Consider the following 11,307-nt stretch of genomic DNA (forward strand, 5'->3'; position numbering starts at 1 on the left):
GGTCCCGGCGGGGTGATGGCGGGGCGGGTCGTCTCCTGTCCGGAGGACTGCCGCGGCTCCTCGGCCCAGGTCTGCGGGGCCGCCTCGGCGGCCGGGGGCTCGGGCCAGGACCCGGGCGCGGTCTGCTGCGGCTCGTCCCTGGTCCAGTGGCGCAGCGCGCCGGCCTCCAGGTCGATCTGGGCCCTCAGCGCCTCCAGCTCGTCGTCGGCGAAGCGGTGGGCGCGGTCGCGGGCGGCCCAGCGCAGGGAGTCGGCCGACTCCGTGATGCGCCGGACGCGTTCGCGCAGGGTGGGGAGCCGCTCGGCGAGCCTCGCGCGGTCCGGTTCGCCCTCCAGGCGCTTGAGCTCGTCGTCCAGCTCGTGTCCGAGTGCGCTGAGGCGCTCGAACAGGGCGAGGGACTCCTTGAGGGAGGCGTCCTCGCGCACGCCCGCGTGCAGGGCGTCCTGCGTGGCGCGCATCGAGGTGCGCAGGCCGAGCCGGAGCTGGGCCAGTTCGCCCGCCGGGCCGGGCTGGGCGAAGGACTTGGCCCGCAGGGTGTGGTCCTCGACCGCGCGGCGGGCCTGGGTGAGGGTGCGGTCCACACCGCGCTTGGCGGCGCCGACCACCTTCACCGTGGCGTAGACGCCGAGGGCCAGGAAGAGCACGAAGAGCAGGGCGAAGACGGTGACGACGACTTCCACGGCTCTCCTCCTCCGGCTGCGGCGGCTCGGGTCGTACGGCCTGCTTGCACCGCCTCTTTACGGTAAACGCTACGGGCAGGTCCCGGGTTCCGGACGAACCCCGAACCTGCCCGTAAGGGACCACCCCGAGATGCTCATTCCCGGGGGCCCGCACGATTACGCCGGCACGGTCACGCTCACGCCGGCACGATGTTGACCAGCTTCGGCGCCCGGACGATCACCTTGCGGATGTCCGCGCCGCCGAGCGCCTCGACGACCTTCGCGTCGGCCAGCGCGATCTTCTCCAGCTCCTCCTCCGTGATGGACGGGGAGACCTCCAGGCGCGCCTTGACCTTGCCCTTGACCTGGACGACGCAGGTCACGGTCTCGTCCACGACGTACGCCGGGTCGGCGACGGGGAAGTCCTGGTGGACGACGGAGTCGGTGTGGCCCAGCCGGTGCCACAGCTCCTCGGCGATGTGCGGGGCCAGCGGCGCGATCATCAGCACCAGCGGCTCGGCGACGGAGCGCGGCACCGGGCCGCCCGCCTTGGTCAGGTGGTTGTTCAGCTCGGTGATCTTGGCGATGGCGGTGTTGAAGCGCAGGCCCTCCAGGTCCTGGCGCACGCCGTCGATCGCTTTGTGCAGGGCGCGCAGCGTCGCCTCGTCGGGCTCGGCGTCGACGACGGTGACCTCGCCGGTGTTCTCGTCGACGATGTTGCGCCACAGCCGCTGCAGCAGCCGGAACTGGCCCACCACCGCGCGCGTGTCCCACGGCCGGGAGACGTCCAGCGGGCCCATGGCCATCTCGTACAGGCGCAGTGTGTCGGCCCCGTACTCGGCGCAGATCTCGTCCGGGGTGACGGCGTTCTTCAGGGACTTGCCCATCTTGCCCAGCGCCCGGGAGACCTTCTCGCCCTTGTAGTAGTACGCGCCGTCGCGCTCCTCCACCTCGGCGGCCGGCACCGCGATGCCACGGCTGTCCCGGTAGACGTAGGCCTGGATCATGCCCTGGTTGAACAGCTTGTGGAACGGCTCCGAGGAGGAGACGTGTCCCAGGTCGTGCAGGACCTTGGTCCAGAAGCGCGCGTACAGCAGGTGCAGCACGGCGTGCTCGGAGCCGCCGACGTACAGGTCGACGCCGCCGTGCGGCATGCCCTCGCGCGGGCCCATCCAGTACTGCTCGATCTCCGGGTCGACCAGCTTCTCGGAGTTGTGCGGGTCCAGGTAGCGCAGCTCGTACCAGCAGGAGCCGGCCCAGTTGGGCATGGTGTTGGTCTCGCGGCGGTACTTCTTCGGCCCGTCGCCCAGGTCCAGGGTGACGTTGACCCAGTCCTCGTTGCGCGACAGCGGGGTCTCGGGCTGGGTGTCGGCGTCGTCGGGGTCGAAGGTGCGCGGCGAGTAGTCCTCGACCTCGGGCAGCTCCAGCGGCAGCATCGACTCGGGCAGCGCGTGGGCGACGCCGTCCTCGTCGTAGACGATCGGGAAGGGCTCGCCCCAGTAGCGCTGGCGGCTGAACAGCCAGTCGCGCAGGCGGTAGTTGACGGTTCCTTCGCCGATGCCCTTGCGCTCCAGCCACTCGGTGATGCGCGCCTTGGCCTCGGTGACGCTCAGTCCGTCCAGCTTCACGTCGTCGCCGGCGGAGTTGACGACCTTCGCGTCGTACGAGACGAAGGCGTCGTCCCAGGTGGACGGGTCCGTGCCCCGGCCGTCGTTCGGCTCCACCACGCAGCGCATCGGCAGCTCGAAGGCACGGGCGAAGGAGAAGTCGCGGGAGTCGTGCGCCGGAACGGCCATGATCGCGCCGGTGCCGTACCCCATCAGGACGTAGTCGGCGATGAAGACCGGGATCCGCTCGCCGTTGACCGGGTTGGTCGCGAACGCGCCGGTGAAGACACCGGTCTTGTCCTTGGCCTCGGCCTGGCGCTCGACGTCGGACTTGGAGGCGGCCTGCGCGCGGTAGGCGGCGACGGCCTCGGCGGGGGTGGCGTGGCCGCCGGTCCACGCCTCGCGCGTGCCCTCGGGCCAGGCGGCCGGGGTGAACTTCTCCACCAGCGGGTGCTCGGGCGCCAGCACCATGTAGGTGGCGCCGAACAGGGTGTCCGGGCGGGTGGTGAAGACCGTGATGCGCTCGCCGTCGATCGGGAAGTCGATGCGGGCGCCCTCGGAGCGGCCGATCCAGTTGCGCTGCTGCAGCTTGATGGCCTCGGGCCAGTCCAGCTCCTCCAGGTCCTCCAGCAGCCGGTCGGCGTAGGCGGTGATGCGCATGTTCCACTGGCGCAGCTTGGCCTTGAAGACCGGGAAGTTGCCGCGCTCGGAGCGGCCCTCGGCGGTGACCTCCTCATTGGCCAGCACGGTGCCGAGGCCGGGACACCAGTTGACGGGCGCGTCGGAGGCGTAGGCCAGGCGGAACCGGTCCAGGACCTCGGCGCGCTCGACCTTGCTCAGCTCGTGCCAGGCGCGCGTGTGCCCCGGCACGGCCCGCTCGCCGGACTCGAACTGGGCGATCAGCTGGGAGATCGGGCGGGCCTTCTTCGCCTCCTCGTCGTACCAGGAGTTGAAGATCTGCAGGAAGATCCACTGGGTCCACTTGTAGTAGTCCGGGTCGATCGTGGCGAACGACCGGCGCCGGTCGTGGCCCAGGCCCAGCCGGCGCAGCTGGGCCTTCATGTTCTCGATGTTGGCCTCGGTGGACACCCGCGGGTGCGTGCCGGTCTGCACGGCGTACTGCTCGGCGGGCAGGCCGAAGGCGTCGAAGCCCAGGGTGTGCAGGACGTTGTGGCCGGTCATCCGCTGGAACCGGGCGTAGACGTCGGTGGCGATGTAGCCCAGGGGGTGGCCGACGTGCAGTCCCGCACCGGAGGGGTACGGGAACATGTCCATGATGAACTTCTTGGGCTTGGCGACCACCTCGGGGTCCCCGGCCAGGTCGCCCTTGGGGTTCGGCGCGGCGTAGGTGCCTTCGGCGTCCCAGAAGTCCTGCCAGCGTGCCTCGATCTCGGCCGCCAGGGCGGCCGTGTAGCGGTGCGGTGCTACCGCCTGGGAGGGGGCAGCGGGGTTCGTCTCGCTCATGATCCTCAAAGCTCCATCGATCGTCTCTGCCCGCGGCTGCGACTTTCGGAAATGAAAAATCCCCTCGCACAGGAGGGGACGCCGCGCCGATGCCGACCACCGGTCGATCCGGCGGCCGAGACTGATCAGCGCGGCTCGCCAAGCAGAAGGCATACGGCACGCATGGGGTCAGGGTACCGCAGCCGTCGAGCCCTGCGCGACGAGCGTCCACGGAGCGGAAACGGCACGCCGGCGCTCCGCGGGGACGACGGGAGTCCGCTTGTGCGGGTTCCGAAAACGTGGACGAGGTTCAAGGGTTACCCGGCGCATCGGAACCTATCGGGACAACCCGATCCCCGGGAGCCCCCTTGATAACAAGGCAATAACCTGATTGGCGTACTGCTCGGTTTGGGAGCCGCTTAGAGTTCGTTCTCGGGACCGCTTTCCCGAACCGCTCGGAGTCGCCCCCATGAACCCTCGTTCTCACAGTAGTTCGCCGCCCGGAACGGGCCTGCCGGCTGCTGCCCTGCCGTCCATACCCCCCTTCGTGCCGACGGGAGGCATGCCGTGACGACTACTGCGAACGGCAGCACGCTGGACAACACGATCCTGGACTTCCTCAACTTCGGTGCCGGCGTCCTGTCCCTCGTCAACCTTTCCTGCTCGGTGATCTGGGGTCTGATCGCCCAGGACCGGATCCTGCTCAACATCCGTCTGCGGATCGCGGCGCAGGCCGTTCACCGGGTGACCGCGGTCGCCTCCATCGTGTTCCTCCTGGTGCACATCGTGACGAAGCTGGTGACGGAACACACCACCTGGATCGCCGCGGTGATCCCCTTCGGGCTCCTCCTCACGGACGACGATCCCCTCGGCAGGGGCTTCCTGATCGGTCTCGGCAGCGTGGCCGCCCTGCTCATGCTCTTCGTGGGCGCCACCGGCGTGCTGCGCAACCGCTTCGCGACCCCGGCCCCGGTGGCGGCACGGTGGCGGTCGATGCACATGCTGGCCTACCCGGCCTGGTGCGCGGCGCTGATCCACGGCCTGTACGCGGGCCGTGCGGCCAAGCCGATCTTCATGATCCTCTACGGCCTGTCCGTGCTGGGCGTCCTGGCGGTCCTGATCGTGCGCGCGTCGCCCATGTCGTTCAAGCGCAAGCTCTCCAACCGGCTGATGTCGTACCTGGACGCCGGGGAGCGGCCCGAGCTGGACGCCCTGGAGGCAAGCCGCGCCAGGGTCGCGGAGTCCGCGCTGCCGGGCTTCGGGGACCGCGGGGCGAAGTCCTCGCGCACCGGCGCGACGGGCTCCTCGTCGCTGTACGGCGCCTCCGCCTCCGCCGCCTCCTCGGAGTCCTCCGGCTTCGCGGCGGCCTACCGGACCGCCCCGTCCTCTCCCGGCACGCAGCCCACCGAGGCGATGCCGCGTACGGACGGCGCCGGCGGCGCGGCGGGCGGCTGGCCGATCCCCTCCCCGCCGCCCGTCGGCGAGGCGCCCCCGTCGGCCTACGACCCCCTGAACGACACGGGATACAACATCCCGACCTACAACAGTTCGGGCGCGACCACGTACAGCGGACGTGATGTACGCGACACCGGTGAGACGAACACGCCCTACGGCACGTACAACCCGAGCGATACGTACAACAGCGGTCCCACCCCATCCACACCCCCCGGTGCTTCCCAGAACGCACCGGGTTCGGGCGAACCTTGGAACACGCCTTCCGGAGGCTATAGGTGAACGAGGCCCTGCCCGACGTCCCCGAAGTCCGCGTGGTCGGCCTTCCCCAGCTCACGTCGGGCTTCGACCTTGTCGAGCGGCTCGATCTGTCCATGCACCTGAAGGTGCACGGGCCGCTCGAGCCGATGAGCGGCGAGCAGCTTGCGCAGCTCGCCGAGGCCATCAAGCTGAGGGGCCGCGGAGGCGCGGGCTTCCCCTTCCACAAGAAGCTGCGCTCGGTCGCCAAGGCGGCGATCCAACGCGGCGTGCGGCCGGTCGTCGTCGTCAACGGCAGTGAGGACGAGCCGGCCTGCCGCAAGGACACGGTTCTGATCAACCGTGCTCCGCACCTCATCCTGGACGGCGCCCTGCTGTGTGCGGAGGCCCTCGGCGCCCGCATGCTCGTGGTGGGCGTCACCAGGGAGTCCACCCAGCGCTCGATGGAGGCCGCGCTCGCCGAGCGCGGCCTGAGCAACAGCCGCAGGTCGGCCCTGCGGGCGAGTGTGCAGCGCAACCCGGTGCGCATGGTCACCGGCGCGGCGGCCTCGCTGATCCGTTCCATCAACGGCGGCCCGGCGATCCCTCCGGGCCGCAAGACCAGTGCCTCGCAGAGCGGCGTGGACGGCGCGCCCACGCTGCTGTCCAACGCCGAGACCTTCGCCCAGCTGGCGATCGGCGCCCGTCTCGGTCCGGAGCGCTACGGCAACACCGGCCTGTACGACGAGCCGGGCACCGTCATGCTGACGGTCTCCGGTGCCGTCGCGCGCCCCATGGTGATCGAGGTCCCCACGGGCGTGCCCCTGCGCTACGTCCTTCAGCTCGCCGGTGCGCCGCCGGTGCCGCAGGGCGTGCTGACCGGCGGCTACCACGGCAAGTGGATCGACGCGGCGACCGTGAACGAGGCGATCATCTCGCGCAACTCACTGGAGGCGGTGGGCGGTTCGCTCGGCGCCGGGGCGATCCTGCCGATCAGCCAGGAGACCTGCCCGCTCGGTGAGGCGCTGCAGGTGGCCAAGTGGCTGGCGGAGGAGAGCGCGGGCCAGTGCGGCCCCTGCTACCTCGGTCTGCCGGCCGCCGCGCGCGGCATGGAGGACATCCTCAACGGCGGCGGACCGGCCGCCCTGGAGGCCCTCAAGCAGGTCGCCAAGAACGTCAAGCGGCGCGGCGCGTGCTCGCACCCGGACGGGTCGGCGATGTTCCTGGAGTCGACCATCAAGGCGTTCACGGACGACCTGGCCGCCCATGTCCTCGGCAACGGCTGCGGACGGCCCGTGGAGGGCGTTCTGCCGCTCTTCGAGGGGGGCAGGGCCCCCACGGGCATCCCGGGAGGCGGAGAGCCGGAGGAGACCGGCGCCAGCCGTCAGAAGATCTTCGTCGACTGGACGCTGTGCCGGGGCCACGGCCTGTGCGCGGACATCCTTCCCGAGGTCTTCGAACTGGGCGCCGACGGATTCCCGACCGTCGCCCAGGCGCCGGTGCCGCGCTATGCGGAGGCCAAGGCCATGCGGGCCGTCCGCCGGTGCCCGGCGCTGGCCCTGCGCATCGAGGAGGACACCCGGTCGCAGGCCCCGTCCCGCAGCCGCAATCTGCCGGTCCTCTCCCAGGGCCGCGGCCGGCGCGCCCTGGGCCGCTGAGCCACGCACGAAGGCGGGCCACCCTCTTTTTGGGGGTGGCCCGCCTTCCTTCGTACGCCGTCGCCCCGGACACCGCCGTGTGCAGCCGTGTGCACGGCCGGACAGGGGCCGGACGCACAGGAGCCGAAGACGCAGGGACCGGTGCACAGGGACCGGACACGCACAGGAGCCGGACCTGTCCTGTTCCGGACACGCGCCGAGGGCGAGCCACCGTCCCGATGACTCGCCCTCACGTGCTGTGGAGCTAAGGAGAATTGAACTCCTGACCTCCTGCATGCCATGCAGGCGCTCTACCAACTGAGCTATAGCCCCTTGGGTTGTTCCGCCCGGTCTCCCTGGCGACGACGCCAACATTACACGGTCCAGGGGGTGGAACACCAAATCGGTTTCCGCTTTCGCCGGAACGGGCCGGCCGGACCGGGCGGAGCGGGCGGCGTCAGGCCGCCACGAAGGAGTAGAACCGCTTGAGCGTGCAGAGCTCGTCCAGGAGCCGACCGTAGATCGGCTCGCCCTCCAGCTCGCGATAGACCTCGATCGGGTCGCCCTTTATGATCAGCGCCCGCGCGCACTCCTCGCACCAGTACTGGTAGTCGGGGTTGATCGGTTCCATGTCGCGGACGATCGGGGTGCCGCTACCGCACCAGTCGCACTTTCTCCTGTGTGCTCCCATGGGTCAGCTCCAGCTGTGGCCGCAGGTCGTGCACACGTACGGGGTCTCGCCGTTGCCGCCGAGGGCTCGGACCGCGCGGAGAGAACTGCGGGAAGGGCACACGAGTCGGGTGGTCGTGTCGTGTATCAACGCCACACCGAGGAGGTGACCGACCTCCCCGATGATGCTCGCTGGCATCCCTGCTCCTCCCGTCGGGTCGCGCCCCCTTCCGGCCGTTTGATTCTGCCACGGCGGGGCCAGTACGGTCAGCGACGCTTTGGTACCAGTACGGCCACGACACACCTGCCGTGACCGCCCCGGCCGGCGCGTGTGCGCCCTCCGAAAGCGTCTTCACAGAGGTATACGCCTCTGGGCTCCAAGTGACTCAAGCCGACGTGGGAACAGCGCGCCGAACACCCCGGCACCGGCCGGGCGGGACCGTCACCGCTCGTCGCCGCCCGCCGCCGGACCGTCGCCGCGCCCCGCCGGACCGGAACCGCCGTCGCGTCCCGTCAAAGGCGGCGGCGCCGTCCCCGGCGCCCGTCCGGGACGCCGTCCGCCCGTGGTGCCGGGGCGCCGTCCACCGGTGGTGCCGAGCCGGTCCGGCCCGCGGTGTGCCGCACGGGGCAGCCGCACGGGGACGCAGGCGGGGTACAAGAAAATCCCGTCCCAGAGGGACGGGATTCCCGTTGCCGGTTCTCGGCGGCTCGGCCTGTGTCGGCCGATTCCTGAAGCTGTGGAGCTAAGGAGAATTGAACTCCTGACCTCCTGCATGCCATGCAGGCGCTCTACCAACTGAGCTATAGCCCCTTGCTCCATGCGGCGAAGCCGCATGGCTTCCGTTCCTCCCCGCTCGGCGGGGCGAACAAGAAGAACTTTAGCCTGCGACCTGCCGGAAAGTGAAATCCGGGTCGCGTGCGGCGGGAGCGGCCTCAGTCGTCGTCGCCGAGGACGGGCTCGGGCAGCGTGCCGGCGTTGTGCTCCAGCAGCCGCCAGCCCCGGGCGCCCTCGCCGAGGACGGACCAGCAGCAGTTGGACAGGCCGCCCAGGCTCTCCCAGTGGTGGGGCTCCAGCCCGAGCAGGCGCCCGATGGTGGTGCGGATGGTGCCGCCGTGGCTGACCACCACGAGCGTGCCGTTCTCGGGCAGCTTCTCCACGTGCCGCAGCACCACGGGAGCGGCCCGGTCGGCGACCTCGGTCTCCAGCTCGCCGCCGCCGCGGCGCACCGGCTCGCCGCGCTTCCACGCGGCGTACTCCTCGCCGTACCGGGCGATGATCTCCTCGTGCGTCAGGCCCTGCCAGGCGCCCGCGTAGGTCTCGCGCAGCCCCTCGTCCTGGGCGACCTCCAGGCCGGTGAGCGCGGCCAGCTCGGCGGCCGTGCGCGTGGCGCGCTTCAGGTCGGAGGAGACGATCGCGTCGGGGCCGAGGGAGGCCAGCAGCCGGGCGGCACGGCGGGCCTGGGCGATGCCGGTCTCGGTCAGCTCGACGTCCGTGCTGCCCTGGAAGCGGCGCTCCACGTTCCAGGAGGTCTGGCCGTGCCGCCACAGGATGATGCGGCGGCCCCGGTCCGGCGCTCCGCCGGTTCTCCCAGAGGTGCCGTTCATCGGTGGTCGCCCTCCAGCTCCGCCGCCTCCTGCGCGGCCTGCTGCCGGGCGTACTCCTCGGCCTTGCCCCGGGTGGCCTTGGCGTCGGGGGGCAGCTCGATCTCGGGGCAGTCCTTCCACAGCCTCTCCAGGGCGTAGAAGACGCGCTCCTCGTTGTGCTGGACGTGGACGACGATGTCGACGTAGTCGAGCAGGACCCAGCGGGCCTCGCGGTCGCCCTCCCGGCGCACCGGCTTGGCTCCGCGCTCCTTCAGCAGACGCTCCTCGATCTCGTCGACGATCGACTTGACCTGGCGGTCGTTGGGTGCGGACGCCAGCAGGAAGGCGTCCGTGATCGACAGCACGTCGCTGACGTCGTAGGCGATGATGTCGTGCGCGAGCTTGTCGGCCGCTGCCTGGGCAGCGGTGGTGATGAGTTCGAGAGAGTGGTCGGTTGCGGTCACTACAGGACTTTCCGTCGGCGGTCACTTGACATCAAGGGTCTCACGGACCGCCGACGGTGCCCCACGGGATTACCGCGTGAGGAAGGACCTCACTGGCCCGAGGAGGGCTTGTAGTCCTGGCCGAGGACGACCGAGACACGGGCGCTGGAGGGCACCGTGCCCTTCGTCACCGCGGTGGCGGGCAGCCCCAGGGTCTTGGCGACCTCGGTGGCGTTCTCCTTGTCGGACGCCTCGGAGTACACGACCGTGGACGTCGCCCGGACGGCGGAGGCGGTACCGCCCTCCAGGAAGGTGAAGCCGCCGTTGAGGAGGGCGACGCGGGCCTTCTCGGTGTTGTCCTTGGTGCCGGAGGCGTTCTGCACCGAGACCCGGACGGCCGCGGACTGGTCGGGGCTCTTCGCGGTGCCGCCCAGGATGTTCTTGACCATCTCGGCGCTGGTCTGCGCGCTCAGCGTGCCGTCGGCCTGCACCGGCAGCAGCTCCGTCCGGTAGTCGCCGCCCTTGGCGAGCTCGGCGAGCCTGGCGAGGAAGGTGCCGAGGTCCTTGTCGGTGAGCGAGGGGTCGAGGATCTGCTGCAGCGTCTGCACCGTCGTGGTCGCGATCGAGGCGTCGGAGGACATCTTGCGCAGCACGCTCTGCATCACCTGCCCGAACCGCTTCAGCTGGGCGTCCTCCGCCTCCCCGGGGGCCCGGTAGGTGGCGTAGGCGACGGCCGTCTTCCCGCTGAGGGTCTGGTCCTCGCCCTTGCGGACCAGGGGTGCGGTGCCCTTCTTCCCGGCGTCGGGGTCGGGGACGTCGGTGTCGGTGTCGACCTCGATGTTGCCGACCAGGTCGACGAGGTTCTGCAGGTAGGGGGTGTCCAGGCGCCAGGTGCCCTGGATGCTGGTGCCGAGGACCGTGTCGAGCTGTTCGCGGGTGCCGGAGGAGCCGTCGTCCTGGACCGACTTGGCGAGGGTCGTGGTGCTGCCGTCGTCGGCCGTCAGGGCGAGGGAGTTGGGCAGCAGCACGGTGGCGCCCTGCTTGGCGGCGGCGTTCTCGACGAGCAGCGCCGTGGAGGTGCCGCCCTTGTCGGTGTTGTGCAGGTGGACGACGATCACATCGCGCTTCTGGGCGCCCGCGGCGGTCGCGGTGCCGGCCTTGGTGCCGGACGACGACAGGCCGGGCAGCTTGCCCGCGTACCAGAGGTAGCCGACGCCGCCCATCGCGACCAGCGCCAGGACGACCGTCAGGGCGATGAGGCGGTTGCGGGCACGGCGGCGGGCCTCCTCGCGGCGCTCGGTGCGGTTCTCGGTGAACTTCAGCCAGTCGATGACGTCCTCGGAGCTGTCCGTCGGCTCCTCGACGAAGGCGAACTGCTCGGTGCGGTACTCCGATGCGCCCGCGGTGTCCCGGTCGGACTCCTGCGCCGCCCGGTCGACGGATCCCCGCTCCGCCCGGTCGGCGTCCGCGGGGCCGGTCTGCTGCGGGATGTGGGCGGTCTGCTCGGCGGCCTGGGTCCGGGGCCCGCCGGCGCCGGCCGCGGCCTGGCCGTAGGGGTCGTAGGGGGTCTGGGGGG

At 70.8% G+C, this 11,307-nt stretch carries 8 protein-coding genes and 2 tRNA genes; 2 read left to right on the top strand and 8 right to left on the bottom strand.

The window, feature by feature from the left end; all coding sequences use genetic code 11:
- Together CCN35_RS22460 and leuS are read right to left on the bottom strand one after the other, a co-directional pair.
- On the bottom strand, window positions 1-680 hold a 680-nt coding region (locus CCN35_RS22460), incomplete at its 3' end, for a hypothetical protein (RefSeq protein ID WP_107501083.1).
- Window positions 681-856: 176 nt separating this feature from the next.
- A complete protein-coding gene (gene leuS / locus CCN35_RS22465) occupies window positions 857-3,730 on the bottom strand; it encodes a leucine--tRNA ligase (protein WP_067389930.1) in 2,874 nt (957 codons plus the stop codon).
- A gap of 546 nt (window positions 3,731-4,276) precedes the next feature.
- On the opposite strand from leuS, the gene CCN35_RS22470 reads away from it, so the two are divergent.
- A complete protein-coding gene (locus CCN35_RS22470) occupies window positions 4,277-5,443 on the top strand; it encodes a ferric reductase-like transmembrane domain-containing protein (protein WP_067389928.1) in 1,167 nt (388 codons plus the stop codon).
- Window positions 5,440-7,056, top strand: a complete 1,617-nt coding sequence (locus CCN35_RS22475; protein WP_067389925.1) for an NADH-quinone oxidoreductase subunit NuoF family protein — start codon at window positions 5,440-5,442, stop codon at window positions 7,054-7,056. Before CCN35_RS22470 ends, CCN35_RS22475 begins: the two co-directional genes overlap by 4 nt.
- Window positions 7,057-7,295: 239 nt before the next feature.
- Here the strand turns inward: CCN35_RS22475 and CCN35_RS22480 are convergent.
- The 6 genes from CCN35_RS22480 to CCN35_RS22505 form a co-directional block, all read right to left on the bottom strand.
- Window positions 7,296-7,368: transfer RNA gene (locus tag CCN35_RS22480), tRNA-Ala, on the bottom strand.
- 124 nt (window positions 7,369-7,492) lie between these two features.
- Window positions 7,493-7,726 carry a hypothetical protein gene (locus CCN35_RS22485; protein WP_067389922.1) on the bottom strand — a complete coding sequence of 78 codons (234 nt, stop codon included), beginning with the start codon at window positions 7,724-7,726 and terminating at the stop codon, window positions 7,493-7,495.
- Between the two features lie 716 nt (window positions 7,727-8,442).
- Window positions 8,443-8,515, bottom strand: a tRNA-Ala gene (locus CCN35_RS22490).
- A 122-nt stretch (window positions 8,516-8,637) separates the two neighbouring features.
- Window positions 8,638-9,309 (bottom strand): histidine phosphatase family protein, encoded by a 672-nt coding sequence (locus CCN35_RS22495; protein WP_067389919.1) that lies wholly within the window; start codon window positions 9,307-9,309, stop codon window positions 8,638-8,640.
- Complete coding sequence (rsfS, locus tag CCN35_RS22500; protein ID WP_067389914.1) at window positions 9,306-9,752, bottom strand: ribosome silencing factor; 447 nt, start codon at window positions 9,750-9,752, stop codon at window positions 9,306-9,308. Before rsfS ends, CCN35_RS22495 begins: the two co-directional genes overlap by 4 nt.
- Before the next feature lie 89 nt (window positions 9,753-9,841).
- A partial coding sequence (locus tag CCN35_RS22505) for an LCP family protein (RefSeq protein ID WP_086794096.1) occupies window positions 9,842-11,307 on the bottom strand: 1,466 nt, incomplete at its 5' end.

Origin of the sequence: Streptomyces thermovulgaris, from assembly GCF_002155915.1 — a bacterium.
In the GTDB taxonomy this organism is placed as follows: domain Bacteria; phylum Actinomycetota; class Actinomycetes; order Streptomycetales; family Streptomycetaceae; genus Streptomyces; species Streptomyces thermovulgaris.

What these genes read in the sequence shown, in the direction of transcription:
- CCN35_RS22485 (WP_067389922.1), bottom strand. Translation starts at nt 7,726, where the DNA reads ATGGGAGCACACAGGAGAAAGTGCGACTGGTGCGGTAGCGGCACCCCG.
- CCN35_RS22495 (WP_067389919.1), bottom strand. Translation starts at nt 9,309, where the DNA reads ATGAACGGCACCTCTGGGAGAACCGGCGGAGCGCCGGACCGGGGCCGC.
- leuS (WP_067389930.1), bottom strand. Translation starts at nt 3,730, where the DNA reads ATGAGCGAGACGAACCCCGCTGCCCCCTCCCAGGCGGTAGCACCGCAC.